The organism is Streptomyces clavuligerus (assembly GCF_005519465.1).
Taxonomy (GTDB): Bacteria; Actinomycetota; Actinomycetes; order Streptomycetales; family Streptomycetaceae; genus Streptomyces; species Streptomyces clavuligerus.
In genome coordinates this window covers 554,939-581,020 of record NZ_CP027859.1, presented here as the reverse complement: position 1 = coordinate 581,020, position 26,082 = coordinate 554,939, and the positions used below count along the sequence as shown (strand labels likewise).

The window sequence follows — 26,082 nt, the reverse complement described above, 5'->3', positions numbered from 1 at the left end:
TGTCCTTGCGTGGTGCAATAAGTTCTCTGTGGCATCACTCGGGGAACGGGCTCCGCGGCTGCGGCGCGCTCCGCCGAAGGGCGGCGCGGGCCACCGGGCGCGACCCGGGCGGCCCGGCCATGAGGGCGCCGGTGGTTTGCTTCAGCCAATGCGGTGTGATGTGGATTGCGGCGCCGTGGCGCGAGCCCGGTGCGGCCGGGCGCGTCATGCGGACGACAGGTGCGCGCGGTGCGGGCGGCGCGGGCGGCGAACCGTCCCAGGACCGGACCATGGCGGGCAGGCTGCGTACGGTCGGGACGGTCCCCGCGCCCGGCCCGCCCGCGCGGGCCGGGCGGGTGTGCGGAAGCGGACGTCTGCCGGTGGACGGAGCCTGCCGCGCGATGTCTGGGCACCGGGCGTCAGCCCTCCGATGCTTTGCTCACGTGTTGGAGGAAAGGACGGGATCGGGGCATCGGGCAGGGGGAGTGGGGGCACCTTCCACGGCCCCGGGTACTTCGGTCCGGCCACGCGCGGACAGGCCCGGAGGCGGACGGTTCGCGACGCGTCCACTTCTACGTCTGTGAAACAGGTTGCGTGTGGGGTTGCATGGGCTTCTCGCTCGGCGGCGTCCGGCCGCCGTCATCGACAGGGTGGACGAACGGCCGGTCACCGTCCCCGGCCGGGCCCGCCATCGGGCCGTCCGCGGTCTGCCGCCGTTCTGGAGGTGTACGTGCATGTCCGGCTCAGCCGTCCCTGATCGCGCGGTCGCCCCGGGCGGGGCGGACCCGTGTATCTCCGGCGCCACCGGCCCCCACGACAGGCCGCGGCAGCGCCACCTCCCCGGGCTCCGGCCCGGTTGAGCACCCGCTGAGCACTCGGTGAGCACCCGGTGACCGGCACTCGGTGACCGCCGAGGCCGCCGAGGTCCGGTGCCGACCGTTCCGACACCTCCGTCCGCGCGCCGGGCCGCCGTGGCCGCCGCCGTCCACCGGCACCATCCGCCCCGGGCGCGCGCCCGGGAGCGCCGCGCTTCCCGCGCCCCGGCGGCACGCCGTCACACCTCGTTCGAGGGGCGCCCGGTGCGCAGGGATGAACCGATGGAAGAGAGGGCACATCCGTGAACTCGACGCGCACATCCGAACTGCCGGCATCCGCGGCATCGGCGTCGGCCGGAGCGGGCAGACTGGCCAGCAGGCTGCTGTGCATCCTGCGCGCCGTCCGGACCAGCGGTGAGCCGGTCTCGCTCACCACGATCGTCCAGTCCACCGGCCTGGCCAAGAGCACCGCCCACCGTCTCCTGACCGAACTGCACGTCCTGGAGATGGTCCACCGGGACGGTGAGTTCTACAGCCTCGGCAAGGCCGTGCTGGACCTGTCCCGGCCGCGCGAGAGCGAACAGGTCCGGCTCCTGCGCCATCTGCTGAAGCCCGTGCTGCTCACGCTGTACGAGAGGACCCGCCACATCGTCGGCCTCAGCGTCCGCGACGGCACCACCGCCTGCTTCGTCGAACTGATCTACAGCCAGCGGTACAGCTCCGTCGTCGGGCGCCTCGAACAGCCCACGCCGCTGCACCGGACACCCGCGGGCAAGGTCATCCTCGCGCATACCGAGGCCGACCGGGCGCGACCCCCCGCGGGACCCGGGAACGGCTGGGCCGGGCCGGAACTGGCGATGGAGCTGGCGGGCATCCAGCGTTCCGGTATCTGCCTGGGCCCGCACGGCACCGCTCCGGGCGCCGCTTCGGGCATCGCCACGGCGGCGGTGCCGGTCCTCGGGGCCCAGGGGCAGATCCTGGCCGCGCTCAGCGCCGGGGGGCATCCGGAGGCGTTCGACCCCACCGCGGTGTGTGCTCTGCTGCGTCAGTGCGGAGCACACGCCCACCGCGTCCTGCGACACGTTCCGGAACCGGCGCGGGACTGAGACATCCCGCCCGGCCCTTCCCCGCCCGCCAGGCGCACGGCGGGACACGCCGGGCGGTCCGTCCCGGGCCGGTATCCGCGGGGCTACTGCCCGGCCGCCCGCCAGAAGGTGGCGAGATAGTCCCCCATCAGCCGGGCCGTGTCGACGGCCCGCTGGAGCTCGTACCCCTGGGCCACACCGTGCGCGATGACGTCCAGGGCCGCGTCCAGCACCTCGTCCGGGCGCTCCTCGTACGAGGCGAAGTACTCGACGACCTCGTGCGGGAGCCCGGGGTGCTTGCGCAGGACCGGTGTGAGGATGACGCACGCCTCGTGCCACAGGGTGATGTCCACATAGGCGATCAGCGCCATCGCCTCCGCGTCGGCGTGCACACAGGCCCAGTTGATGAATCCGGTGTAGCCGTAGGCGACCGGGTCCAGACGCTGCCCGGGGTACTCCTCCAGGGCCGTTCCGTAGGCGACGGCAGAGGCCCGGATGTTGGTGCGGTCGACGCTGACCATCCGGCCGATGTCGAGCATGAAGTCCATCGCGGGGGTGTTCCGGAACCGTGCCGCCGCCAGACCGATGGGGGCGGTCACGCCGTCGAGGGTCGCGTTCTCCAGCCGGACCAGGGCGGCGATGTCGTCGCCGGTCAGTTCACCGGCCCGGGCCTTGGCGACGTAGTCGTTGTCGGTGGCGGTGTGGCGCAGCCGGTCGACGAGCCGGTCGGCGGCCGAGCGCACGGCCGTGATCTGTACGTCGGTGGGGTTGCTGGTCATCGGGTCACCTTCTCTTGACGGGGGAATCCTCGGGGCGGGTGGTGGTGTCGGCGCGGGCGGAGGCGACGGCCTCGCGGATGACCCGCGCGGCCAGGGCGAGGTCCTCGGGCCGGTGCGCGCTGGAGAGCTGGAGCCGGTAGCGCGCCCGGCCCCGTGGGACGACCGGGAATTCGACGAGGTGGAGCAGGACGCCGTCGCGGCGTGCGACGCCCATCGCGGCGCGCCCCACGGCCAGGGAGTCGATCTCGACCGGCACGATGGGGGAGGGCACCCCGAGGACGGTGTACGGGGCGGGGCCCGAAGCCGTGCGGGCCAGCTCCCGGCGCAGGACCCCGGCGTTGCGCAGCAGCTCGTCCCGGAGCCGCTGCCCCTCGTCGGAGCGCATGATCCGCGCGGCGGCCAGGGCCCCCGCGGTCTGGAGCGGTGTCAGGGCCGAGGAGAACATATGGGTGCTCGCGAAGTAGCGCACATAGGCGGCGACGGAGGAGGAGTTGGTGGCGAGGTAGCCGCCGTTGGTGGCGAACGCCTTGCTCATCGACCCCACGACGACATCGAGCCGGCCGTGCATCCCCTGGCCCGCGGCCTGGCCCCGCCCCCCGGGGCCGAGCACGCCGATGTCGTGGGCCTGGTCGACCAGCAGCACCGCGTCGTACTCGTGACACGTCCGCTGGAGTGCGGCGAGGTCGGGCGTGTCGGAGTTCATCGAGAAGAGACTCTCGGTGATGACGAGGATGCCGTTGGCGGCGTCCTCGGCCCGGATGCGGCGCAGTGCCCGGTGTACGGCCCCGTGGTCCAGATGCGGTGTCCGGGTGATCCGGGTGGAGCGGCCGGCGGCGACGCCTTCGTGCACACAGGCGTGGACCAGCTCGTCCACGACGATGTGGTCGAAGCGGCGGGCGAGGGCGTTGACCGCGCCGAACCCGGCTGCCCAGCCGGTGGGGAAGAGCACGACATGGCGCATGCCCGTCAACTCGGCGAGCTGTCCGCACAACTCCTCGGCCAGTGGTGTGTCGCCCGCCGCGGCGGGGGAGCCCCCGCTGTGGGGGCCGTGGTCCCGCAGCGCCGCCGTGATCGCCTCGTGCACCGCGGGGTGGCTGCTGAGCGCGAGGTAGTCCTGTGTGAGGAGGTTGACGCCGCTCCCCTCGTCGCCGAACTCGTCGCGGGTACGGGCCCGGGGGGTGAACGGGTGGCTGAGCGTCTGCTGGTGGTAGCCCCAGACGCCCTGCTCGGCGTGGGGGCGCCGCCACTGTTCGAAGGGGGTGAGCCGGTCCAGGAGGTGTCGGCCCCGCAGGGAGGCGAAGGAACCCAGCGACCGTTCGTCCCCGCTGTGGGAGAGCCCGCCCTGGGAGAGCCCGCCGTGCGAGACGCGGGGGCGGGAGGCCCCGCCGGGAGGGGCGCCGCCGAGGGTATCGCCGGTGCGGGGACGATCCACGGGGATCTCCATCGGGATGCCCTTCCTGTGCGGATGACGCGGATGACGGGGAGCGGGCCACATGGCGGTGAGGACCAGGGAGGCGTTTGACGGGGAGTGGGTCGCACGGCGGTGACGACCAGGGAGGCGTTTGACGGGGAGTGGGTCACACGGTGGTGAGGACCAGGGAGGCGTTGTAGCCGCCGAAGCCGAAGGAATTACTCATCACCGCGTCCAGCCGGGCGCGGCGGGCTTGTGCCGCCACCAGGTCCACGGGGATGGACGGATCGGGATCGGTGAGGTTGGCCGTGGGCGGGATCAGCCCCTCGCGCAGGGCCAGGACCGCGTACGCCGCCTCCAGGGCGCCCGCGGCGCCGAAGGTGTGGCCCGTCACCCCCTTGGTGGAGCTGACGGCCACGCGGTCGCCGAAGACCTCGCCGATGGCGGTCCCCTCGACGGCGTCGTTGAGAAGGGTGGACGTGCCGTGGGCGTTGATGTGCCCCACCGAGCCCGGATCGAGATCCGCGTCGGCGAGCGCGCCGAGCATCGCGCGGCGGGCCCCGGAGCCGGTGGGGTCGGGCCGGACGGCGTGGTGGGCGTCGGCGGTGGCCGCGTGGCCCGCGACAACGGCCAGCAGCGGGGCCCGCCGAGCCCGGGCGTCGTCCTCGCGCTCCAGCACGAGAAAGCCCGCGCCCTCGCCGAGGACGAAGCCGTCCCGGGTCGCGGAGAAGGGCCGGGAGGCGCCGCGCGGGTCGTCGGCGCGCCGGGACAGGGCGCGCAGCCTGGCATAGGCGGCGGCGTTGAACGGCGTCAGCGGGGCGTCGGCGCCCCCGGCCAGGGCGATGTCGAGCGTACCGGCGCCCACCAGGTCCCGGGCCAGGCCGATCGCCTGGGTGCCCGAGGCGCACGCGGTCGCCACGGAGAGACAGGTGCCCCGCAGGCCGTGGCGCACACTGATGGCACCCGCGGCCGAACTCAGCAGCCCGAGGGGCATGGTGCGCCCGGCCACCGCCGTGGGGCCGCCGCGCTCCAGCCGTGCGGCCTGCTCCTCCAGCGTGCCCATGCCCCCGGCCACGCTGCCCAGCACGATCCCGCACCGGTCGGGGTCGCCGGGGGAGGCGGGCAGCCCCGCGGAGGCGAGGGCCTCCGCCGCGGCCACCATGGCCAACTGGGCATACCGGTCGAGGCGTTCCGCCTGCGGCCCGCCCGGACGCGGACCGGGGTCGAAATCCGGTACCCGGCAGGCGAAATCCACCGGACTGCCGAAGAGCACGGAATCCCGGGCCGCGGTGGGTTCGCCCGCCACCACCCGTTTCCAGTTCTCCTCGACACCTGTGCCCGCCGCGCTGATCACACCGATTCCGGTGACGACCACACGCGGTCCCCTCCGGGCGGTCCATGGCTCATTCGCTGTCCTGCGTGTAGGGGGCCTGTGTGTATTGCTCACGACCAGGTGCCCTGCCGCTGCTCGACCGTGTGCACGATATCGGCCAGTGTCGTCGGACCCCGCAACGCGGTTTCCGGGATCTGGATGTCGAAATGCTCCGCGAGGCGGTCGGCCAGCTCCACCTGGGCCAGTGAATCCAGCCCCAGATCCTCCAGGGAAGCGGTGGAGCCGACCGTTTCAGGACTGACGTCGAACACGGTGATCAGCAGTTCGGTGACGATTTCATAGACCATCGGGTTTCCTCGTCCTCTGACGCGGTCGCTTCGCGGGCAGGGCTTCCCGCGACATCGAAAAGGCCACCCGGGCCGGATCTCCGCCGCCGTTCCCACCGGGCATGCGGAGCACATTAGATCCTTCCCGACGCGTCGTCGACGGCCTGTCCCGCTGAGCGGAACCGCGGCTTACCTGACCCCGATCGCCGCCGTTACGGTCGCATTCAGCAGGCGACCGAAGAGGGGTCTCATGAATGCCGCACACGAGAAGCACCGGGCCGGTCATCACCCCGTCGGGAATCATTCCGCCGGGAATGGCCCGTCCGGGTCCGGCGGGAACGGAGCGGGCGGGAACGAGTCCGACGCGAACGGGGCGGGCTGGAGCGGGGACGACGCCCCGTGGAACGCCACCGGAACGTCCTACCCCCGCAATACGACGCTGTTCAGGCTTTTCGAGCGCCAGGTCCGCGCCACCCCCGACGCGCCCGCCGTCGACGACGGCGACACCCGGGTCACCTACCGCGGACTCGACCGGTGGGCCAACGCGGTCGCGCACCGTCTGCGGCGCCACGGGGTCCGCACCGGGGACCGGGTCGGTGTGGTCGCGCAACCCCGCGCCGAGGCCGTCGCCGCCCTGCTGGGCGTATTGAAGGCGGGCGGCGTCCAGGTACCGCTCGACCCCATCCACCCCGAGGCCCGTCTGGCGGGGATGGCCGAACAGGTCGGCCTGCGCGCCGCCGTGGACGATCCACGCCTGCCCGACCTGGCCATCGGCGTCAGGGTGCCCATGCCGCGTGTCACCGAGGGCGCCGGGCGACCGCCCGCCGCCGTCGAGGAACCCTCGGCGGCCGACCCCGCGTACATCATGTTCACCTCCGGTACCACCGGTCGCCCCAAGGCCGTCGCCGTCCCGCACCGTGCCCCCACCCGCCTGGTCCTCGACACCCCCCTGCTGCAAGCGGGCCCCGGCGACACCTGGCTGGCCACGAGCAGCCTCGCCTTCGACGTCTCCTGTTTCGAGATCTACGGCGCCCTCCTCAACGGTGCCCGCCTCGTCCTCGTCGACCGGCACACCCTCCTCTCGCCCGCCGCGCTCGCCCGCCGCATCCGCACCGAGCGGGCCACGGTCATGGTGCTCAGCGCCGGGGTCTTCCACGAGGCCGCCTCCCACGACCCCGGGATGTTCGCCTCCCTGACCCAGCTGTACGTCACCGCCGACGTGGTCAACCCCACCGCCGTCCGCGCCGTCCTGCGCCACGGCCCGCCCCGGCGGTTGATCAACGCCTACGGCCCCACCGAGAACGGGATCTTCTGCACGGCGCACGAGATCACCGGACTCGGCGACGAGGAGCAGACCGTCCCCATCGGGCTCCCGGCCGCCAACTCCACCGCCCATGTCCTGCGCCCCGACGGCACCCCCGCCGCGGACGGCGAACCGGGCGAACTGTGGGTCGGCGGCGACGGGCTCGCCCTCGGCTACCACGGCGACCCCGAACGGACCCGGGAGACCTTCCGCACCGGCGCGGACGGCACCCGCCTGTACCGCACCGGCGACCGGGTCCGCCGCGACGCCGGCGGTGTCCTGGACTTCCTCGGCCGTATCGACCGGCAGGTCAAGATCAACGGCTACCGCGTCGAACTCGCCGAGGTCGAAAGCGCCCTCGCCGCCCACCCCCAGCTCAGCGCCGCCGTCGCCGATGTCCGCACCACCCCCGCCGGACGTCGTCAGCTCATCGCCTGGGCCGTCCCCTCGGCCGACGTCCGCCGCCGCGCGAGCGCCGCTGCCGAAACCGCCTCCACGCAAGCCGCTTCCACGGAAGCCGCTCCGGCCGAAGCCGCCTCCGCCGACGCGACCTCCGCCGACGCGACCTCCGCCGACGGCGTCCGTGCCGATCGCGGCGGCACCCCCGGCGCCGCCGGGCGGAGCGCCCTCGCCCGTGGGCTGCGCTCCTTCCTGGCGGACCGCCTGCCACCCTTCATGGTTCCCGCCACCATCCACGTCGTCGACGAACTGCCGCACAACTCCAACGGCAAGGTGGACCGCCGGCAACTGCCCGACTCCCGCACCCGACCGGCGGGCCCGCCCCCCGCCACGAAGACCGAACGCCTGGTGGCCGAGGCATGGGGCGATCTGCTCGCCGTCCCCGACGCCGGGAGGGACGACGACTTCTTCGCCCTCGGCGGCGGCTCCCTCCTCGCGGTACGCGCCGTCGCCGCCGTCCGGAACCGGCTGGCCATGCCCGCCACCCACACCACCGCCCTGCTCACCCTGCTGCTCGCCGGGCCCACTGTGCGGGACTTCGCCCGCGCCGTCGACGCCCTCGCCGCCGACAGCGCCCCGGACGGCGAAACCGTCGACTTCACCGCGGAGACCCGGCTCGGGCCCGAGCCGCGCATCACCACCCGTACCTCCACCCGCACGGCTCCCCCCGCCCACATCCTGCTCACCGGTGCCACCGGCTTCCTCGGCACCCACCTCCTGCACCGTCTGCTGCGCCGCACGACCGCCACCGTCCACTGCCTCGTCCGCGCCGACGACACCGCACACGCCGAGCGCCGTCTCGAAACGGGCGCCCGGCGCCACGGCCTCACCCCCGACAGCACCTGGCAGCGTGTCGTCGCCGTCCCCGGCGATCTCACCGCCCCCGGGTTCGGCCTGTCCCCGGGCGCCTTCGACACCCTGGCCCGCACCGTCGACACCGTCGTCCACAACGCCGCACAGGTGAACTTCGCCTACCCCTACACGGCGCTGCGCCCCGCGAACGTCACCGGCACCCGCACCGTGCTGCTGCTGGCGGCCACCCACGGCCCCAAGCCGGTCCACTACGTCTCCACCGTCGACACGCTCGGCGGGGACGCCACGGCGGGCCGCACCGTTCTCGACGAGGACACCCCGCCCCAACACCCCGAGCGGCTGCGTACGGGCTACGCGCAGAGCAAGTGGGTGGCCGAGGGCCTGCTCCGCCGGGCGGCGGCCCGCGGGCTGCCCGTCGCCGTATACCGCCCGTACGACATCTCAGGGCCCGCCACCGGCGGTGTCTGGCCCACCAACATGCTGATCAGCGCGCTGATCAAGGCGATCGCCGACACCGGCACCGCCCCCGACGCGCGGCTGCCCCTCGATCTGGTCCCCGTGGACCACGCCGCCGACGCGCTCGTCCACCTGATCACCCATGAGCCGCCCGACGGCCGGACCTACCACCTCGCCAACCCCCGGCCCGCCGACTTCCGTCTCGTCGTGGACCGGCTCCGCGCCCGTGGCCACACCGTCCGCCGACTGCCCGCCGCGGAGTGGCTCGCCGCCATGGCCGCGCAGGCCGCCGAGACCCCTGACGCCCCGCTCACCCCGTTCCTGCCGATGCTCACCCCGCCGCCCGGTACGGACGGCCTGATGGACGACCTGAGCGGAATCCGGCGCGACAACGCCGACCGGGCCCTGCGCCGGACCGGCATCCTGTGCCCGCCCGTGGACGCCACCCTCGTCGACCGCTGTCTGGACCACCTCGAAACGACCGGTTTCCTGCACCGCGCCGAGGAGCGGACCACGACCGGGTGACAGCGGCCCCGTGCCCCCGGTCCACGGCTCCGCGCGGTGCCGCCGAAGTGCCCCGTCCGGCCTCAAGTCCCGGCAGATGAAGGTACTCTCGCAGGGCTCGCCCGGCCGCGACGACCTGGCCTGCCGACCCGCCCCGCCCCAGGAGGACCGGATGGACGAGGACCGGACGGACGACAGCGCGGGCCCGGGGCTGGAGGCGCTGGCGGATCTGGTGTCGGCCGGCGGCGTGGACGTGGCGCGGGAGGGGGACGACGACCTCTCCGGCGTTCCGGGGCCGGTCTCGCGGGAGGCGTACCGGATCATCCGCGAAGGGCTGGCGAACGCCCGGCGCCACTGCGGGGCGACCCCGGTGGTCCTGGCGATCCGGCTGCGCGACGGATGGCGGGACGACCGGAGGACCGGCTGGTGGCGGCGGATTGCGTGCCCCGGGCGCACGGTCGGCCCGGGACTGCGCGTACTGGAGATCCGGATGGACAATCTGGTGTTCCGGAGCCACCAGGGAGTGCGCCCCGGCCCCTACCGCGGCCTGCGGGAGATCCGCGATCGGGCCGCGCTGCTCGGCGGCCGGGCCGACGCGGGCATGGTGCCCACCGGACCCGGGGAGGCGGTCTGGCGGCTCCTGGTCCGGCTCCCGGTGGAGGACCGCGCCGGCCGGTGAGACCGCCGGGCCGGCGCCTCGCCGCCCTGCCGCGCGTGAACGCGTCGGCCCGCTCCGCCGAACGGCACGGTCCGGACGGGCGGGGCGACCGGAAAGGTGCCGCCGGGTGCCGTCAGGAGGTGCCGTCAGACGTCGAAACGTTCACGGGCCTGCTCGATATGACCGAGGTGCTGATGCGTCCAGCCGCAGATGACGTCGACCGCGGCGCGCAGGGCCCGGCCCGGTTCGGTGAGGGTGTACTCGACCCGCGGCGGCACGGTGGGATACACCGTCCGGTCGACCAGGCCATTGCGCTCCAGCATGCGCAGGTTCTGCGTGAGCATCTTGTGGCTGATGCCCTCGACCTCGTTCCGCAGCTCGCTGAAGCGCAGGGTGCGCTCGCCGAGCGCCTCGATGATCAGCAGCGCCCACTTGTTGGCGACGTCCGAGAAGATCTCCCGCGCCAGGGAGTCCGCGCGCCTCAGGTCGGCGTTCTCGGGCAGATCCTTGAGCAGATGTTGGGTCACCATCAGGTTCCTCAGTCACCAAAAAGTGCGTTCTTCCAGGTCAGCCCTCACTCTCCTACAGTTTCCCAGTAACCACAAGAGAGCGGATCGAAAGGGCGGGCACCATGGCCATCCTCGATGTCTTCAGCTTTGACATACCGGCCGAGAGCGACTTCGGCTATGTACAGGCGATCAGGTCCGGTGAGCTGATCCATGTCTCCGGACAGCTCTCCTTCGACGAGTCGGGGGACTTTGTCCACGCGGGCGACTTCGCCGCCCAGCTCCGGCGGACCCACGCCAACATGGACCGGGTCCTGGACCGCTTCGGCGCCACCCGGAAGCAGGTCGTCTCGCAGACCGTGTACGTGGTGGACCTGCCGCGGAACGCGGCGGCGACGGCGGAGGGCAATCTGGCGTACTTCGGCGACCACCGCCCCGCCGCCACGGTCGTGGGCGTCACCGACCTGACCCTCCCCGGCCAGGTCGTCGAGATCAGCTTCGTCATCGATGTCCGGCTGCCCGTGTGACATCGGCTCGCGTGGGTCGCGCGACGTCCGCTCGCGCGGGCCGTGCGGCGCCGGACCGGGCGCCGCACGGCGGTACTACTCCCCGGTCCCGGGGTACTGCGCGAGCGGTGCCTCCTGGGCGAAGAAGGTCTTGGCGCGGACCGCCGCCCGCTCGTCGTCGCGGACCTGTCCGGGCCGGGAGCCATTGCCCAGCAGGACGCCGCCGAAGCGCATCCGGAGATATCCCGCCGAGTTGTTGAGGGTGATGAGGAGCCCGTCGGCGATGCTCTCCTCACGTTCGGCCATGACGGTGACACCCCACAGGGTGCGGCCCGCCATCTGCCGCTGGAATCCGAGCTCACGGTCGCGGGCCCAGCCCGACCAGTAGTCGAGATAGCGCTTCATCTGCGCGGAGACCGTGTACCAGTACAGCGGGGTGACGAGGACGACATCGGTGGCCGCCAGTGTCAGTTCGCGCAGTTTCCGCTCGGCTTCGCCCACCGGCCAGGAGCCGTTCTCGTGCCGGCCGTCCTGGAAGTCGGGCAGATCCAGCTCCCGCAGATCCACCCACTCCTGTCGTACACCGGCGGGAAGTTGCGCGGCGGCGGCACGGGCCAGGATCTCGGTGTTGCCGTCGGCGCGCGAGCTGCCGAGGACGAAGAGGAAGGAGCGCTCGGCGCCGGCACCGGCGGAGACGCCGGCGGCGGGCTGCGGCTGCGGCTGGGATGAGAACGAGGACGGGGACTGGGACGGGGACAGGGACTGGGACTGGGTACCGGGGTGGGTATCTGAGCTCATGGTTCTCTCAACTTGCTTGCGAACGCCTGCTATTCCGTCCCGGGTTCCGGTGATAACCGCCCCGCGCGCACCCTCGGAAGGGGGTGGGGCGGGCCTGCCGAGCCCCCCTGGGGCGAGGACGGATCACCGTGTGATCGGCGGCAGGGCCCGGACGGTACTCCCCCGGCGAGGGCGGAGATCAGCTCCCCCCGGCCGTGAGACGCAGCAGGACCGCCTGAACGGGACAGAGGTCCACGGCCTCCCGGACGGCGTCCCACACCTGGGGGCCGGGGCGCGGGTCGACCACGACGACAACTCCGTCGTCGTCGTGGTCGAAGACGGCGGGAGCGCTGTAGACGCACTGGGCGGCGCCGATGCAGGCTCCCCGGTCGGCGGTGACCCGGGCCCCGTCCGGCCCGGTGGTGCTCACCAGGTCACCGGCAGCTCGTCGAAACCCTGGATGGCGCCGCTGCTCGGCGGCCTGGTGGGCAGCCGGTCGACGGGAACGGCCAGCCGCAGGGTGGGGATACGGGTGAAGAGGGCCGAGAACGCGATCTCCAGCTCCATCCGGGCCAGGCTCTGGCCGAGGCACTGGTGGATGCCGTAGCCGAAGGACAGATGGTGGCGTCCGGTGCGGTCGATGTCGAAGGTGTCCGGGTCTGTGTGGACGCGCCGGTCCCGGTTGGCCATCGTGCTGGACAGCAGAACGCCTTCACCGGCGCGAATGATCTGCCCGGCGACCGGGATGTCGGCGGTGGCGACCCTCACCCCCGCGAGATCGGTGACCGCGACACAGCGCAGGATCTCCTCCACCGCCCCCGGCACGGTGGCCGGATCGGACCGCATACGGGCGAGCTGCTCGGGGTGGTCGAGCAGGGTGACGGTGCCCAGCGTGATGGTGGACGCCGTGGTCTCGTGCCCGGCGAGCAGGATGACGAGGGCGATCCGTACCAGGTCGGCGTGGCTGAGCCGCCCCGTGGCGACCTCGTCATGGGCGAGCCGGGCGATCAGCCCGGGACCGGGCCCTTCGGGCGGCCGGGCGGTCAGGGCGCCGAGGTAGTCGCCGAGTTCGCGGGCGGCCTCCTGGGCGTCGTCGGCGCTGCCGGCCCGCAGCAGCCGGCCGGAGAGCCGCTGGAAGAGCTCCGTGTCCTCCGGGGGCAGCCCCAGCAGTTCGGAGATCACCCGGGACGGCACGGGCAGCGCGAAGTCGCGCAGGAGGTCGGCGGGCGGCCCCTGCTCCAGCATCCGGTCCAGATGGTCGTCCACGACGGACTGGACGACAGGCCGCAGGCTCGCGATCCGTTTGCGGCTGAAGTCCGGGTTGAGCAGCCGCCGGTACTCGCCGTGGACGGGCGCGTCCATGCTGAGGAGGATGAACCGCCGGGAGACCTCGGCCCGCAGACGGGGCGCGGTGATCGGGAACTCCGGGCGTTCACGGTCGGCGGATATCCGTGGGTCCGCGAGGAGCTGACGCGCCTCGGGATAGCCGGTGACGAACCAGACGGCGCGGCCGTCGAAGAGGGTGACCCGGGACAGCGGCGCCTGCGCGCCCAGACGCTCGTAGGCGGGCGGCGGTTGATAGGGGCAGGGCCTCGGCTGCGGGTAGGACGGTGCGTCGGACGGGCCCGGCGGGGCGGTGTCCACCATCGCGCTCCCTCGTGTGCGTCATGGGTACCGGCGGCGCGGGGTCGTGCGGCGGCGGCTCGCGTCCCCGCCGCCCGTGTCCTGTGCCGTCCCGCTCGCCGCGTCCTGTGGGCGGGGTCCCGGTGCGGGAGAGCCCCGTACCGGGGAAAGCTAGGAGACCGCGGGGCCGCACGGCAACCCCCGCTCCCGGGAGGGCGTGCGAGGTGTTCCCGCCCCCACCGCCGCCACCTGCGCTTCCGGGCCGCGCGGGCGGCCCGCGCCAAGGATTATTTGCCCCTGTGAACCATTCGGCGGGCCGGTCCGTGCTGTGGGGTGTGCCCTTCTGCGCCCTGGTACGCCCTCGTGACCCGGCTCCGGGCCTCCCCGGACCGGCTGATCGGACGGCAGGTCAGGGGCAGGTCTTCCGGTGGGGCAGATGCGGCAGATGGGTCCGCCACTCCTCCTCGCCGAGCCCGCCGCCGGACCGCGCGCAGACCACCGCCGCGGCGCGCGCGGGGTCCAGCGAGTGCGCCCGGTGGACCGAGTGGGCCGTGGTCACCCGCAGTTCGCCGCCGTCCGGGGAGAACGCCAGCGCCAGCACCGGGGCCCGGCCGGTGGTGACGACGAGGCCGGGCGAGCGCGGCGCGGCGGTGTCCCGGACGGTGATCCGGCCGGCCGTGTCCGCCAGGGCGACCCACCGGCTGTCCGGTGAGAAGGCCGGGGCGGGCGGCCGGCCCCGGAACGCTGCCGCCGGGTCGGCCGGAGCCAGCTCCGCCAGCGGGGCCCGGCCGCCGGAACGCCACAGGGTGACCCGGCCGTCGGCGCCGGTCAGCGCCGTGTGGGCGCCGTCCGGGCCGAAGGCCACCGCGTGGGCGTGCCCCGCCCCGGGCAGGACGGTACGGGCCCGCCCCGTCCGCGGCTCGATCAGCGTGCGCCGCCCGGTGAGGACGGCGTCCTCCGGGGTGGTGCCGAGTACCGGCCCGTGCACCCCGGCGAGCAGGGTGGACCACCCCCGCGAGCCGGACCCGCCGCGTTCCGGCAGCCGCAGCCGGTCCACCGACTTGTGGCCGGGGCCGGAGCGGGACGCCCTGATCTCCGTGCCACCGGCGCCGACCGAGAGACCTCCGTCGAACGAGGGCGGCGCGGGAGCCGACCGGGAGACACCCGTGACGAGGTCCCGCACGGTCAGCCGACCCGACGCGTCCGCGTAGCCGAAGTGCCGGCCGTCCGGGCTGAACGCCATGGGCACGCACTCGCCGCAGCCCACGGCCCCGCCGGGCCCGGGGAGCACCGCCAGGACCCGGCCGTCGGCGGCGTCCCGGACCCGGTAGGCACCGGCCCGGTGGGTTACAAGCCGGGTGCCGTCGGGGCTGTACGCCGCCCGCCCGAGTGGCGCCGCGCCGGGGCCTTGGGCGGCGGCACGGTCGTAGGCGAACGTCCAGAGTGTCAGCGACGGTTGGTACTCCAGTGAGCGGAGCGCACCGGTGTCGGGGTCGATCCGCAGCTCGGCCAGGTTCATGGCGCCCCGGGGGACCCGGAGCAGCGGACGGGGCGGGGCACCGGTGGTGAGCCGCCAGAGCCCGACCCCGGCGGAGTCGAGGGTGGCGAGCAGGGTCCCGTCCGAGCCGAACGCCGTGGTGGCCGATCCGCGGGCCGGTATCCGGTGGAGGGTCCGGCCGGTACGGGCGTCCCACACGCGGACGCCGCCTTCCGTGGAGACCGCGAACGACCGGCCGTCCGGCGCGGGCACCAGGGACTCCGCCGCACAGATACCGGACGCCCCGGGCGTGGCGAGCCGACGGCCCGAGCCGGTGTCCCACAGCTGAAGACGTCCGCCGCTCGGGCAGAAGGCGAGCAGCCCGTCGTCGGCGGAGAGGGTGACGAGCCGTACGGGCGTCTGTTTCCCGGGCACCGCGAGGAGCCGCCGTCCGGTACGGGTGTCCCACAGCGTCAGTCCCGCGCCGGGGCGGTAGGAGACGTAGAGACGGCCGCCGGGGCCGAACCAGCCCTCCTGGTGGCTGCCTCGGGGGCCGAAGGGGCCGCCGGTGGGCCGTCCCGCCGCCGTGTCCCAGATCCGGACGCCGTCCCGGTTCCCGTACGCCACCCGCCGCGCGTCGGGGTCGATCGCGAGCATCCGGTCGGCGGCGGCGCCGAGACCGGGCAGGTCGGGGAGTCGGGCGCGGGTGGCGGCGTCCCAGCGGGCGACCCGGTCGGGGCCGACGACGCTCACGGTGCGCCCGTCCGCCGAGAGCACCGGCCAGGAGGAGTTGTCGTCGTTCTCGTGGGGCTCCAGGTCGGCGGGTATCTCGGGGAGGTCGAACCGGTCGGTCAGCGGCTGGTCCGCCGCCTCGAAGAGGGCGCGCCGGGTCTCCGGCAGCTCGGCGAGGCGCCAGGCCGCGAGCCCGAGCCGCAGCGCGGTGCGCGGGTCGGAAGCGCGTACGCTGCGCGCCGTCTCGGCGATTCTGCGAGCCTCCGACTCGACCGCGCGCCGCTCGGCGACGGTGTTCTGCCGCTGGATGACCAGCCCTGCGACCGCGGTGAGACAGAGCAGGGCGGAGAGGGCGGCCGTCAGGAGGCGCAGGCGGCGTGCGGCCCGCTGGGCGGCGCGCAGCCGGTCGTCGTCGGCGCGCAGGGAGGCGGTGAGGAAGTCCCGTTCCCCGTCGGTCAGCGGGATCGCGGCGCCGTCGGGACCCCCGTCCACGGGGAGGGTCCGGCGGGTGCTCCCGGGGTGTGCCCGGTCTTCGGCGGTGCCGTCGGGGAACGGGGCGAACGCCTCCCGGGCCGCCGCGAGCTGGGCGCCCCGGTAGAGCGCGCCCTCGTCCCGGCCGAGGCGGTCCCAGGTGCGGGCCGCGTCGATGAGCCTGCGGTGCAGCCGGAGCCGGTCGCGGTCCCGCTCGATCCAGCCGCGCAGCCGGGGCCAGCCCCGGATCAGGGCCTCGTGGGCGAGGTCGACGGTGCCGTCGTCGACGGTGAGCAGCCGGGCCCGGACCAGCCGTTCCAGGACGTGCCCGGCGGCGGGGCCGGGCGGGAGTTCGGCGCGGGCGGCCGAGCGGCGGGTGTCCTCGGTGGCGTCGCCGGGGGAGATCAGCCGCAGCAGGAGGGCGCGGGCGGCCTGCCTCTCGTGCGGGCCGAGGGCGGTGAAGACCTCTTCGGCGGTGTGCGCGACGGCGCCCCGCATCCCGCCGATGGCCTCGTACGCCTCCGCCGTGAGGGTCCGTCCGCGCCGCCGTCGCCAGGTCTCCAGCAGGGCGTGGGACAGCAGGGGCAGCCCGCCGGGCTCCCCGGCGGCGTCGGCGACGATCCGGGCGGTCAGTTCCCGTTCCACGATCAGCCGTTCCGCCGTGGCGGGGCCGACGACGGCCGCCCGGAGCTGTTCCGGTGTCATCGGGCCGACGAGGAGGGCGGCCTCCCTGAGGGCGGCGGCGAGGGCGGGGTGTTCGGCGCACCGCCCGGAGAAGTCGGCGCGCACCGCGAGGACGGCCCGGCGGCCGGGACCGGTCAGCAGTCCGATGAAGGCGTCGCGTTCGGCGGGGTCCCGGCAGAGGGTGAAGACCTCCTCGAACTGGTCGACCAGGAGGAGCGCCCCGGGGGTCAGGAGCGCCTGATGGGTCCGGAACGGGGCCGGTCCCGGGGTGAGGATGCGGATGACGGCGGCGTCCGTGGCGGGGTCCTCCTGGACCGCGGGCACCAGACCGGCCCGCAGCAGGGAGGACTTGCCGCTGCCGGAGGCGCCGACCAGGGCGGCGACCGGGTGGTGCCGGGTCAGCTCCAGCAGATCGGCGACGAGTTCCTCCCGGCCGAAGAAGTGCGCGCGGTCCTCGGTGCCGTACCGGGCGAGCCCCGGGTAGGGGGCCCCGGTCCCGTCGTCGGGGGTGGTGGCGGACCCGTCGGCGGCTGCCTTCAGGCGGCGTTCGGTCCACGCGGCCTCGTCGCCGCCGCAGGCACGGACGAAGGCGAGGGTGACGGGGAGGGAGGGCAGCCGCTCGCCGGAGGCGGCGCCGGAGAGGGTGGGGGCCGAGTAGGGGGTGTCCTCGGCCATGGCCCGGTAGGTGGGGGAGCCCGCCGCCCGGCGCAGGGCGCGCAGCTCATGGGCGAACGCCTCGACGGGCCCGGCGGCGGGGTCGAGTGGTTTCTCCCGGCGTCCCACCGCGTCGCCCCGTCCCTCCCGGTGTGGTCCCGCTTTCGCGGGCTGTGCCGCCCGGCTTCTTCGGTCCGTCCCCGCGCGGGTCGTGGCATGCCCTCCGGACATGCCCTCTGAGCAGCCTAAAGTACCTGGTGGCGGAGGTGACGACGGGTGAGCCCCCGCCGCCTCCTGGGGAGAGGGGCGGGGGCTCGCGGCGCACGCGTTCCTACCGTGCTCAGAGCGCCCAGACGCTGCCGTACGGCGCGCACCACCACACCTTGCCCCACAGCCCCTCTCCGGCGCGGCCCTTCGCCTCGCACTCCGCCTTCGTCGCGCCGTAGCCGACGATGCGGAACGCGTTCGCCGCCGCGGCCGTCGTGGCCGAGGACTGGGCCGCGGCCGGGGCCGCCGTGGCAGTAGTAGATGAGACACCGAGCGCCAGAGCGGCACCCGCGAGAGTGATGGCAAGAGTTGTGGCTGTGCGTCTGAACATGTGGAACTCCCTTGTCAGAGGGGGAACATGAACAAAACGTGCGTCTTACGAGAGCCGCCGAGAGCGGCGGCCAAGGAGAAAACTAGCCATAACCAGGGAAGATCGACAAGAGGTCTACACCATCCAATGTGGCCCGGTGCCCGGTGCCCGGTGCCCGGGGGGTTGGGGGTCGGCCGTCGGCCGAGGCACCAGGCAGACCTCGAACGCGGTCGGCGCCGACGGGCGCACCGTGGTCTTCGAGTCGGACATCCTCGGCTCAGGCGCGGAAGGTCAGGCGGGGAGGCTCAGGACCGGAGGGCGTCGAGCGCCGCGCGGAGGTCCTGCACCGCGCTGTCCTGAACGGCGGTCAGATCGGTGGGCACGCCCGTCGGGTCGCTGCGGGTGGGCGCGCTTGTGGTGAGGCTGAGCGTGAGGGTGGCCTGACCGTCGAGGACATGGAGGGTGGCCGCCGAGGAATCGGCACCGTGGACGTACGCCCGCTCCCCGAGGCCGTCGACGGTCTCCAGCGCGGCCCCTGGCTTCTCCCGGTCGGCGCGGGCCTGGACGGCGGCCTCGAACTCCGGGCCCGGGTCGGTCCGCCGGTGCAGGGTGTAGACCAGATGGACACCCGGTCGATCGAAGCTCCCGTCCTTCCCCGGCGGCGGGAAGAGATACTGGCAGGCCGCGGTGGAGCGGTCGGGATGCGTGGTGGAGGTGGGCAGCCCCGGCTCCGGCATGCCGAGGATCGCGGTGATCGAGCGCAGCGGCACATCCGTGCAGAGATCGCGCGAAGCCCGGTAGCCACCGGTGTCCGGGGGACCCGCTTCGTACGCCCAGAGCCCCCCGGCCCAGATCGCGGAGGCGACGGCGCCACCGCCCACCGCCCAGAGCCAGCCCCGGACCCCGGGCCGCCCGGGAGACTCCCGCACCGCCCCGGGACCACGGTCCGGGCCGGGCCCATCAGGGGCCTGCCCGTCCAGGCCCTCCGCCCACCGTCCGCCGCCGCTGTCATCCGCACCGGCCAGCTCGGGTTCCGAGATCATCACTTCCCCTTCTCCACCGCCCTGTCAGGCGCACCGTACGGTCCACGGGACGACGGGGGCAATCTTCTCCCCGCCGCGGGCGGTGCCGGGGGTGCGCCCCTTCCGTCCGGCGGGGCCGTCGTGCGGCCGGGGCGCGCCGGTCCGCGCGGCGGGGCCACGGCGAAGGGAACCGGCTACTTCCCCGACCGTCCGAGCAGCCACAGCAGATACGGCGCCCCGACCAGCGCGGTGAGCGCGCCCACCGGAACCTCCAGCGGGGTCAGCACCGTACGGGCCGCGAGGTCGGCGGCGGTCAGGGTCACCGCGCCGACCAGCCCCGAACAGACCAGGGGGAGCTGTGGGGTGCGGGTGAGGCGCAGGGCGAGCTGCGGCGCGGTCAGCGCGACGAAGCCGATGGGGCCGGCCGCCCCGGTCGCGCTCGCGGCGAGGACCACACCGATGACGGTGAGCCCGAGCTGCGCCCGCTGGAGGGGGAAGCCGAGCGCGGTGGCCGTCTCCGCTCCGAGACCGAGCGGGCCCAGGGCGCGCGTCGCCCACAGCAGGGCGGGGAGGGTCAGCAGCAGCACCGCCGCGAGGGGCACCGCCTGGTCCCAGCCACGGCCGTTGAGGCTGCCGGTCAGCCAGAGCTTGACCAGCTCGGCCTGTTCCAGCTCGCTCTCGGTCAGATAGAGCTGGACCACGGCGGAGAGCACGACACCGATGCCGACCCCGGTCAGGACGAACCGGCTGGAGCGCAGGGAACCCCGCCAGGCGATCGCCCACACCGCGCCCGCGGCGACGAGGCCGCCTGCGACGGACACCAGCGGCAGCGCGTTCGGGGAGGCGGTGACCCCCGTCGCCAGGGCGAACACGGTGGCCGCGGCGGCACCGTGGCCGACACCGATCACATCCGGTGAGGCCAGGGGGTTGCGGGTGACGGACTGCACCAGCGCCCCGGCGAGCCCCAGGGCGGTGCCGACGAGGGCGCCGAGGACGATCCTCGGTACCCGCAACTCGGCCACCAGCAGTGTGCTGGGGCTGTCGGCGCCGCGCAGGACCGCGTACACCTCGCCCGGCGGCACCCAGGTCTGCCCGGCCGACGCGGACACCGTCATGACGGAGGCGAGCACCAGCAGGAGGACGGCGGCCACGGCGGCGGAACGCCGGTGCCACAGGAGCGAGAACCGGCCGACGCGCAGCACCCGCAGACCGTGGGCGGGCGACCGGCCGGAACGGGGCGGGGCAACGGCCCGCCCGGATGTCGTCGTCATGCGTCCCCCACTGTCCGCCGCCGCCGTACCAGCCAGATCAGCACGGGCACGCCGACCAGCGCGGTCATCACACCGGCCGGTACCTCGCCCGGGGGCCGCACCACCCGTCCGGCGACATCGGCGGTGAGCAGCAGACAGGCACCCAGCAGGGCGGACATCGGCAGCGTGTGGCGGTGGCCGTCCGGCACGAGACGGCGGGCCAGATGCGGGACGGCGAGGCCGACGAAGGCGATCGGGCCCGCCGCGGCGACGGCGGCGGCCGTCAGCAGGGTCGCGGCGAGCGCCGCCAGCACCCGGGTCCGCTGGACGCGGTGGCCGAGGGCGCGTGCCGTGTCGTCGCCGAGGGCGAGCCCGTCGAGACCGCGGGCGCAGCCGAGGAGCAGGACCGTTCCCACGGCGAGGGCGGGCAGCATCGCGACCACCGTCCCCGGGTCCCGGCCGTCGACGGCACCCACCTGCCAGAACCGGAACTGGTCGAGCGTGGCCGAACTGGAGGTCAGCGCGACCGTCGTGGCGCCCGTGATCATCGCGGACAGGGCCGAACCGGCGAGCGCGAGCCGCACCGGGTCCGCCCCGCCCCGCCCCCGGGCCGCGACCGCGTACACCAGACACGCGGCGAGCACCGCGCCCGTGAACGCGTACCAGACATATCCACTGAAGCCATCGGCCCGGCCGGTGGCGATGGCGAGGACGACACCGGCCGCGGCGCCCTGGCTGAGACCGAGGATGCCCGGGTCGGCGAGCGGGTTGCGGGTCACGGCCTGGAGCGCCGCCCCGGCGAGACCGAGCGCGGCCCCCGCGACCAGGGCGACGGCGGTCCGCGGCACCCGCAGGGACCGGACGACCAGGGCGTCCGGGTCGTCGGCCGACGCGCCGTGCAGCAGCGCGTCCAGCACGGCGGCGGGCGGCACCGGCCGGGCCCCGACGGCCAGGCTGAGCACGGCGGCGACGGTGGTGAGAACGAGGGCGAGGAGGGGGCCGAGGACATGCCGGACGGTGTGTCTCCCCGGTACGGAGGGGACACACCGCCCGGCCCCGGCGACGGGGGCCTTCATCGGTGGGCTGTCGGCTGCCGGTCGCTCAGCCGCCGAGCCGGTCGGTGAGTTCGTCGAGGACGAGACCGGCCGCCGTGGGGCCCGCGTTGAGGTACCACGGGTCGTCGTCGACCTGGATCGCCCGCTTGCCCTTGACGGCCTTCAGCGACTGCCACAGCGGCCCGGCGAGCACACTGCCCGCCTCCGTCTTCGCCGGGTCGCCCTGCACGGAGTAGAAGATCCACTCGCCGTCGGCGGCGTCGATCCGCTCGGCGCTGATGTCCTCCGACACCGCCAGGAACTCCTGGCTCTTCGGACGCTTCACCCCGAGGTCGACGGCGATGGAACCGGTGAAGGACGACACGCCGAACATCCTGGTACGGCCGGGGGTGAACCGCACCATGGAGACCTCGGCGTCCCGTGCGCCCAGCCGCGCGCCGCTCTCCCGGGCCTCATCGGCGAAGGCGTCGAGGACCTTCTGCGCCTGTCCTGCCTTGCCGATCGCCGCGCCGACCAGCAGCAGATCGGTCTTCCAGTTGATGCCCTGGCCCTTGGTGACGACGGTCGGCGCGATGGCCGAGAGCTTGGGGTAGAGGTCACCGAGGGAGGTGTTGGCGAGAATCAGATCGGGCTTGGCGCGGTCCAGCGACTCCAGGTTGGGCGCGGCCCGGGTCCCCGCGTCGGTCATCGCGCCGAGCTGCTTCTTGTGCGCGGGGAAGGCGTCGGCGAGGTAGTCCGGCACCAGCCCGGCGTTCTCGCCCCGGGTCGCGGCGACCGGAACGGTGCCCAGGGTCAGCAGGTCGTCGAGCTGCCCGGTGGAGAGGACGGCGATCCGCCGGGGCGCCTTCTTCAGCTCGGTCTTCCCCTGGAAGTGGCCGACGGTACGGGGGAACTCCCCGTCCCCGGCGTCCGTTCCCTTGCCGTCCGGCAGCGCGCTGGGCGCGGCGGAGGGGCCCTTGCCGTCCTTGGCGCCGGTGACGGCGCTCCGGGCGCTGTCACCGCCCTTCGCCGATCCGGCGGCGGAGTCCCCGTCCGATCCTGCGCACCCGGCGACCAGACCGCCGACGACCAACGCGGCCAGTACGGCCTTCACACTTCTGCCACGCACGGCGGGGCTCCCGATTCTGCCTACAACGAATAAGGTGAGCCTTACCTTAACCTGTGCTGATTTCGGGGTGATGTCGCCCCCCGCTCCGCCCCCGTCCCCGGCGTCCGTTCCGGGGACGGCGTGTTTCCCCGTACGGGGACGGGGCGGTGAACCGGGGGTGGCGCGGGCCCGTGGGGGTGGGTGCCCGGGACGCACCCGCGTCCGGGTTCCCACTCCGGAGGCCACGCATGCTCCAGCGAATCGGTTCGGCGGTCCTGATGGCCGCGGCCACCGCGATGTCCCTCGTGCTCTGCGCGGCGGGTACCGCCGACGCGGCACCCAGGGCCCAGCGGGTGGCCACCGTGTACGAACACGCGAACTACCAGGGTGCGTCCATCGACCTCTACGCGGACGAGTGCGTCTTCGTCTCCTCGCAGCGCAACCTCCCGTCCGCGTGGAACGACCGCATCAGCTCGATCCAGATGCACCAGCCGTGCGCGATGGTGGTCTTCGAGCACAGCGGGATCGCCGGGGCGTCCACCTGGTTCTGGGCCTCGCAGAACGGTCTCGGCCCCTGGAACGACCGGATCAGCTCCTACGCGTTCTCGAAGTAGGGCCGGCCGCGGGGCAGCCCCCGCGTGCTGAGCCGATCAGGAAAACCCCCAAGCAGAGGATCTCCGAGCATGAAGAACCTGAGGAGTCGGAAGAACGTGCGGACCTCGATGGAACAGCATGGCTCTCTCCGCTCCCGGCTGACCACTCTGGCCGGTGCCCTCACCCTCGTTCTGGCCGGTGCGACGGTTCAGGCCCCCGCGGCCTCGGCGAGCCTCGCCGACTGTCCGCCCCACCAGTTCTGTGCGTGGGAGCACATCAACTACGAGGGGTCGTTCATCGCGACGGACCACAGCGTGGCCTACGTCGGCCAGGTCTTCAACGACAAGGCCACCTCGCTCTGGAACCGCACCGACTGGTACGTCACCATCTACCCCGACGCGAACTACGGCGGCGGCTGCATGATCAACTCCATTGCGCCGGGAAGGCGTTCCATCTTCCTCGCGGACGCCAACGACAGGATGTCCTCGTTCGCCATCACCCCCGGCGCCCTCTGCTGAGACCGCCGGGACCGCCGGGAGGTCGGCGCCCGGTGGCGGGTTCGCCGAACCGGGCCAGTGCCAGCGCCCCCGTCACCGCGGCGCCGAACCCCACGAAGGCCAGCCACTGGAGACCGTCGCGGGGACGGTCGCCGAGCCACTCCAGGCCCACCAGGGCGGGGCCGAGCGTCTCGGCGAGAACCATACCGGCGGTCGCCACCGTCACCGGCCCGTACCGGTAGGCCGAGGTGAGCAGCAGGAACCCGGTCACCCCACCGAGGACCACCGCGTACAGGGCCGGGTCGGCGAGGAGCCCCGGGAGGGCGAAGGAGTCGATCAGCCGCACCGCGACGGCCACGATGCCGAAGCCCACGCCCGCGCCGGTGCCCAGCAGCAGGGCGCGGCCGCGCTCCGGGAGCCGGTTCGCGAGGACCCCGGCGAGCAGGAGGACCAGAGCGGCGCCGATCAGGCACCCGCGCAGGGCGGCCGGGCCGGCCCCTGACCCGGCCGCCCCGGACGCGAGGCCGACCATCGTCAGCCCCGCGCAGACCGTGACCACCGCACCCCATTCGGCGCCGCTCAGCCGCAGGGCGAGCAGCCGGGTCGCGACCACCGCCGTGACCGCGAGGGAGGCGGCGAGGGCGGCGCTCACCGCGTAGAGGGGGATCGACCGCAGGGCGACGACCTGGAGCAGGAAACCGAGGGTGTCGAGCGCCAGCCCGAGGACATAGCCCCTGTTCCGCAGGGCGTGCACCAGCAGGACGGGGTCGACCCCGGCGCCGGAGCCGGGTTCCGCGTCGCGGGCGGCTGCGGCCTGGAGGACGGACGCCGTGCCGTAGCAGACCGCCGCGGCGAGCGCGTACACCATCCCCGGGGTCATGGGCGGGCCCCCGGGTCCGGCCCGGCGGCGGCACCGGCGGCCGGCGGCCCGGCGGAGCCGATGTAGGCGAGGGCCTTCTCGTCCGGGAGCCGCACGGACCGCGCCCAGTAGTAGATCAGCAGGCTGAAGGCCGCGACGACCGCCATGTCCCACCACAGGGGAAGCGCCCCGGTCGCGCCGCAGGACACCGCGGGAGTGGAACCCGTACTGCAATAGCGGCCCTGCCAGGAGATCAGTCCCAGGCCCAGGAGATACGCGGGCAGCCACTGCGCGGAGCGCCAGTCGGGGCGGGGCACCGCCGGATTGAGCCGGAGCAGGGCCGAGGCCCCCAGCAGCAGATAGCCGAGCACGATGGCGAGACCCAGCCGCCACAGGGTGTCCCAGCCGGCCCAGTAGATGATCAGATTGGACACGATGAAGGCGGCGGGGGCCCAGAACGCGGCCCCGCGCAGTAGGTAGGGGCGGTACCGGTCGGGGTCCTGCTCGCGCAGACAGCCGAGGGCGAGCGGTGCGCCCGCGTACATCAGCACACTCGCCGAGGTGACGAAACCGACCAGTTTCTGCCAGGTGGGGAACGGGAGGAAGAGGATGAGCCCCACGGTGAACGCGAAGAGCAGGCCGAACCAGGGAACCCCGCGTACGGTCGTCCGTTCGAAGACCGCGGGCACATAGCCGTTGCGGGAGAGGCCGTAGGAGACCCGGGAGGCGGCGGTGGTGTAGATCAGTCCGGTGCCGGTGGGGGAGACCACGGCGTCGATGTAGATCAGGGCCGCGAGCCAGCCGAGCCCGGCCGACAGGGCCAGCCCCGCGAACGGGCCCGCCTTGTCGGCGAAGGCCAGATCGGCCCAGCCGTGGGCGAAGGCCCCCGGCGGCAGCGCCGCGATGAAGGCCACCTGGAGCGCCAGATAGACCAGGGTGCCGAGCAGGATCGAGCCGATGACCGCCCGGGGGATGTCCCGTGCGGGATCGCGGCTCTCCCCGGCGAGCTGGTCGGCCTGTTCGAAGCCGAGCAGCGCGAAGATGACACCGCCGGTGCTGACGGCGGAGAGGACGCCCTGCGCGCCGAACGGGGCGAAGCCCTGGTGGCCGAAGTTGTCGGTGTGGAAGACGGTCGCCGTCAGAACCACCACGGTCACCACGGGGACGGCGATCTTCCACCAGGTCGCCAGGCTGTTGGTATGGGCCAGCCAGCGGACGCCGAGGAAGTTGACGACGACGAAGAAGGCCATGAAGGCGACGGCCAGGCCGTAACCGGCGGCGGTCAGATGATTCCTGTCCGTCTGGATCCATGGGGCGTGGACACTGAGGTAGTTGAGCGAGGCCATGACCTCGATGGGGGCCGTGGCGACGGCCTGGAGCCAGGAGAACCAGCCGAAGGACGCGCCGGCGACACTGCCGAAGGCGTAGTGCGGAAACCTCGCCGTACCGCCCGCGACCGGGTACATGGCCCCCAGCTCCGCGTGGACGAACGCCAGGACGGTGATCGCCAGTGCTCCGAAGGCCCAGGAGATCAGCGAGGCCGTTCCCGCCGCCTGCGCCGCGAACAGCGCGCCGAAGAGCCACCCCGAGCCGATAATCGATCCGACGGAGACCCAGGTCAGACCGATCGTTCCGATGTCCCGCCGAAGACCGGGGCGGCGGGGCCCCTCGGACACTGTCGGTCCCGACATGGTGCGGACCACCTCGTTCCGGTGGGGACGCGGCCCGGAGCGGCTCCGGCGCGTCCGCGGACTGTCCCTTCCTTGTCCCCGCCCGGCGCCGTCCACTTC

22 protein-coding genes are annotated in these 26,082 nt (G+C 73.9%); 6 read left to right on the top strand and 16 right to left on the bottom strand.

Features of this window, described 5'->3' with window-relative positions; translation table 11 throughout:
• Positions 1-1,096 precede the first annotated feature (1,096 nt).
• The gene (locus CRV15_RS30840; protein WP_003963169.1) at positions 1,097-1,900 is read left to right on the top strand and encodes an IclR family transcriptional regulator; all 804 of its coding nucleotides are present in this window, start codon (positions 1,097-1,099) and stop codon (positions 1,898-1,900) included.
• 83 nt (positions 1,901-1,983) lie between these two features.
• On the opposite strand, the gene CRV15_RS30835 is transcribed toward CRV15_RS30840, so the two are convergent.
• The 4 genes from CRV15_RS30835 to CRV15_RS30820 all read right to left on the bottom strand — a co-directional run bounded on the left by CRV15_RS30835 (position 1,984) and on the right by CRV15_RS30820 (position 5,749).
• Positions 1,984-2,658, bottom strand: a complete 675-nt coding sequence (locus CRV15_RS30835) for a hypothetical protein (protein WP_009999185.1) — start codon at positions 2,656-2,658, stop codon at positions 1,984-1,986.
• A 4-nt stretch (positions 2,659-2,662) separates the two neighbouring features.
• Positions 2,663-4,090, bottom strand: a complete 1,428-nt coding sequence (locus tag CRV15_RS30830) for an aminotransferase class I/II-fold pyridoxal phosphate-dependent enzyme (protein WP_197361223.1) — start codon at positions 4,088-4,090, stop codon at positions 2,663-2,665.
• A 145-nt stretch (positions 4,091-4,235) separates the two neighbouring features.
• Positions 4,236-5,444: a beta-ketoacyl-[acyl-carrier-protein] synthase family protein gene (locus tag CRV15_RS30825; RefSeq protein ID WP_044977644.1), complete on the bottom strand. Its 1,209-nt coding sequence runs from the start codon at positions 5,442-5,444 to the stop codon at positions 4,236-4,238.
• Positions 5,445-5,512: 68 nt separating this feature from the next.
• Positions 5,513-5,749, bottom strand: coding sequence for an acyl carrier protein (locus CRV15_RS30820; protein ID WP_003958906.1), 237 nt, complete (start codon positions 5,747-5,749; stop codon positions 5,513-5,515).
• Positions 5,750-5,978: 229 nt separating this feature from the next.
• Here CRV15_RS30820 and CRV15_RS30815 point away from each other — a divergent pair, with 229 nt between their 5' ends.
• Both CRV15_RS30815 and CRV15_RS30810 read left to right on the top strand, forming a co-directional pair.
• On the top strand, positions 5,979-9,284 hold the full coding sequence (locus CRV15_RS30815) for an amino acid adenylation domain-containing protein (RefSeq protein WP_003958907.1): 3,306 nt from the start codon (positions 5,979-5,981) through the stop codon (positions 9,282-9,284).
• A gap of 76 nt (positions 9,285-9,360) precedes the next feature.
• On the top strand, positions 9,361-9,942 hold the full coding sequence (locus tag CRV15_RS30810) for a sensor histidine kinase (RefSeq protein ID WP_009999180.1): 582 nt from the start codon (positions 9,361-9,363) through the stop codon (positions 9,940-9,942).
• 125 nt (positions 9,943-10,067) lie between these two features.
• On the opposite strand, the gene CRV15_RS30805 is transcribed toward CRV15_RS30810, so the two are convergent.
• Positions 10,068-10,451: a winged helix-turn-helix transcriptional regulator gene (locus CRV15_RS30805; RefSeq protein WP_003958910.1), complete on the bottom strand. Its 384-nt coding sequence runs from the start codon at positions 10,449-10,451 to the stop codon at positions 10,068-10,070.
• Positions 10,452-10,552: 101 nt separating this feature from the next.
• Here CRV15_RS30805 and CRV15_RS30800 point away from each other — a divergent pair, with 101 nt between their 5' ends.
• Positions 10,553-10,954 (top strand): RidA family protein, encoded by a 402-nt coding sequence (locus CRV15_RS30800; protein ID WP_003958911.1) that lies wholly within the window; start codon positions 10,553-10,555, stop codon positions 10,952-10,954.
• Positions 10,955-11,029: 75 nt separating this feature from the next.
• On the opposite strand, the gene CRV15_RS30795 is transcribed toward CRV15_RS30800, so the two are convergent.
• The 9 genes from CRV15_RS30795 to CRV15_RS30755 all read right to left on the bottom strand — a co-directional run bounded on the left by CRV15_RS30795 (position 11,030) and on the right by CRV15_RS30755 (position 22,363).
• Complete coding sequence (locus CRV15_RS30795; protein ID WP_003963166.1) at positions 11,030-11,731, bottom strand: flavodoxin family protein; 702 nt, start codon at positions 11,729-11,731, stop codon at positions 11,030-11,032.
• Positions 11,732-11,909: 178 nt separating this feature from the next.
• Positions 11,910-12,140, bottom strand: a complete 231-nt coding sequence (locus CRV15_RS30790; protein ID WP_003958913.1) for a ferredoxin — start codon at positions 12,138-12,140, stop codon at positions 11,910-11,912.
• Positions 12,137-13,357: a cytochrome P450 gene (locus CRV15_RS30785; protein ID WP_003963165.1), complete on the bottom strand. Its 1,221-nt coding sequence runs from the start codon at positions 13,355-13,357 to the stop codon at positions 12,137-12,139. Before CRV15_RS30785 ends, CRV15_RS30790 begins: the two co-directional genes overlap by 4 nt.
• Positions 13,358-13,742: 385 nt before the next feature.
• Complete coding sequence (locus CRV15_RS30780; protein WP_137986992.1) at positions 13,743-17,480, bottom strand: WD40 repeat domain-containing protein; 3,738 nt, start codon at positions 17,478-17,480, stop codon at positions 13,743-13,745.
• Between the two features lie 211 nt (positions 17,481-17,691).
• Positions 17,692-17,949 carry a hypothetical protein gene (locus CRV15_RS30775; protein ID WP_003963162.1) on the bottom strand — a complete coding sequence of 86 codons (258 nt, stop codon included), beginning with the start codon at positions 17,947-17,949 and terminating at the stop codon, positions 17,692-17,694.
• Positions 17,950-18,233: 284 nt separating this feature from the next.
• On the bottom strand, positions 18,234-18,971 hold the full coding sequence (locus CRV15_RS30770) for a hypothetical protein (protein WP_003963161.1): 738 nt from the start codon (positions 18,969-18,971) through the stop codon (positions 18,234-18,236).
• A 173-nt stretch (positions 18,972-19,144) separates the two neighbouring features.
• Positions 19,145-20,221, bottom strand: a complete 1,077-nt coding sequence (locus tag CRV15_RS30765) for a FecCD family ABC transporter permease (RefSeq protein WP_003963160.1) — start codon at positions 20,219-20,221, stop codon at positions 19,145-19,147.
• Positions 20,218-21,276 (bottom strand): FecCD family ABC transporter permease, encoded by a 1,059-nt coding sequence (locus tag CRV15_RS30760; protein WP_003963159.1) that lies wholly within the window; start codon positions 21,274-21,276, stop codon positions 20,218-20,220. The genes CRV15_RS30765 and CRV15_RS30760 overlap by 4 nt, the downstream gene beginning before the upstream one ends.
• Before the next feature lie 25 nt (positions 21,277-21,301).
• Complete coding sequence (locus CRV15_RS30755) at positions 21,302-22,363, bottom strand: ABC transporter substrate-binding protein (protein ID WP_003963158.1); 1,062 nt, start codon at positions 22,361-22,363, stop codon at positions 21,302-21,304.
• A 227-nt stretch (positions 22,364-22,590) separates the two neighbouring features.
• Between CRV15_RS30755 and CRV15_RS30750 the strand changes: the two genes are divergently transcribed.
• Together CRV15_RS30750 and CRV15_RS30745 are read left to right on the top strand one after the other, a co-directional pair.
• A complete protein-coding gene (locus CRV15_RS30750) occupies positions 22,591-22,956 on the top strand; it encodes a beta/gamma crystallin family protein (RefSeq protein ID WP_009999176.1) in 366 nt (121 codons plus the stop codon).
• A gap of 69 nt (positions 22,957-23,025) precedes the next feature.
• Positions 23,026-23,454, top strand: coding sequence for a peptidase inhibitor family I36 protein (locus tag CRV15_RS30745; protein WP_044972734.1), 429 nt, complete (start codon positions 23,026-23,028; stop codon positions 23,452-23,454).
• Here the strand turns inward: CRV15_RS30745 and CRV15_RS30740 are convergent.
• A complete protein-coding gene (locus CRV15_RS30740; RefSeq protein ID WP_003963157.1) occupies positions 23,432-24,313 on the bottom strand; it encodes a hypothetical protein in 882 nt (293 codons plus the stop codon). The two genes, CRV15_RS30745 and CRV15_RS30740, sit on opposite strands and share 23 nt — an antisense overlap.
• Positions 24,310-25,983: an APC family permease gene (locus tag CRV15_RS30735; protein ID WP_044955190.1), complete on the bottom strand. Its 1,674-nt coding sequence runs from the start codon at positions 25,981-25,983 to the stop codon at positions 24,310-24,312. Before CRV15_RS30735 ends, CRV15_RS30740 begins: the two co-directional genes overlap by 4 nt.
• Between the last annotated feature and the right edge of the window lie 99 nt (positions 25,984-26,082).

What these genes read in the sequence shown, in the direction of transcription:
- CRV15_RS30785 (WP_003963165.1), bottom strand. Translation starts at nt 13,357, where the DNA reads ATGGTGGACACCGCCCCGCCGGGCCCGTCCGACGCACCGTCCTACCCG.
- CRV15_RS30735 (WP_044955190.1), bottom strand. Translation starts at nt 25,983, where the DNA reads ATGTCGGGACCGACAGTGTCCGAGGGGCCCCGCCGCCCCGGTCTTCGG.
- CRV15_RS30760 (WP_003963159.1), bottom strand. Translation starts at nt 21,276, where the DNA reads ATGAAGGCCCCCGTCGCCGGGGCCGGGCGGTGTGTCCCCTCCGTACCG.
- CRV15_RS30795 (WP_003963166.1), bottom strand. Translation starts at nt 11,731, where the DNA reads ATGAGCTCAGATACCCACCCCGGTACCCAGTCCCAGTCCCTGTCCCCG.
- CRV15_RS30740 (WP_003963157.1), bottom strand. Translation starts at nt 24,313, where the DNA reads ATGACCCCGGGGATGGTGTACGCGCTCGCCGCGGCGGTCTGCTACGGC.
- CRV15_RS30770 (WP_003963161.1), bottom strand. Translation starts at nt 18,971, where the DNA reads ATGATCTCGGAACCCGAGCTGGCCGGTGCGGATGACAGCGGCGGCGGA.
- CRV15_RS30810 (WP_009999180.1), top strand. Translation starts at nt 9,361, where the DNA reads ATGAAGGTACTCTCGCAGGGCTCGCCCGGCCGCGACGACCTGGCCTGC.
- CRV15_RS30800 (WP_003958911.1), top strand. Translation starts at nt 10,553, where the DNA reads ATGGCCATCCTCGATGTCTTCAGCTTTGACATACCGGCCGAGAGCGAC.
- CRV15_RS30765 (WP_003963160.1), bottom strand. Translation starts at nt 20,221, where the DNA reads ATGACGACGACATCCGGGCGGGCCGTTGCCCCGCCCCGTTCCGGCCGG.
- CRV15_RS30805 (WP_003958910.1), bottom strand. Translation starts at nt 10,451, where the DNA reads ATGGTGACCCAACATCTGCTCAAGGATCTGCCCGAGAACGCCGACCTG.
- CRV15_RS30835 (WP_009999185.1), bottom strand. Translation starts at nt 2,658, where the DNA reads ATGACCAGCAACCCCACCGACGTACAGATCACGGCCGTGCGCTCGGCC.
- CRV15_RS30750 (WP_009999176.1), top strand. Translation starts at nt 22,591, where the DNA reads ATGCTCCAGCGAATCGGTTCGGCGGTCCTGATGGCCGCGGCCACCGCG.
- CRV15_RS30815 (WP_003958907.1), top strand. Translation starts at nt 5,979, where the DNA reads ATGAATGCCGCACACGAGAAGCACCGGGCCGGTCATCACCCCGTCGGG.
- CRV15_RS30820 (WP_003958906.1), bottom strand. Translation starts at nt 5,749, where the DNA reads ATGGTCTATGAAATCGTCACCGAACTGCTGATCACCGTGTTCGACGTC.
- CRV15_RS30745 (WP_044972734.1), top strand. Translation starts at nt 23,026, where the DNA reads ATGAAGAACCTGAGGAGTCGGAAGAACGTGCGGACCTCGATGGAACAG.
- CRV15_RS30775 (WP_003963162.1), bottom strand. Translation starts at nt 17,949, where the DNA reads ATGTTCAGACGCACAGCCACAACTCTTGCCATCACTCTCGCGGGTGCC.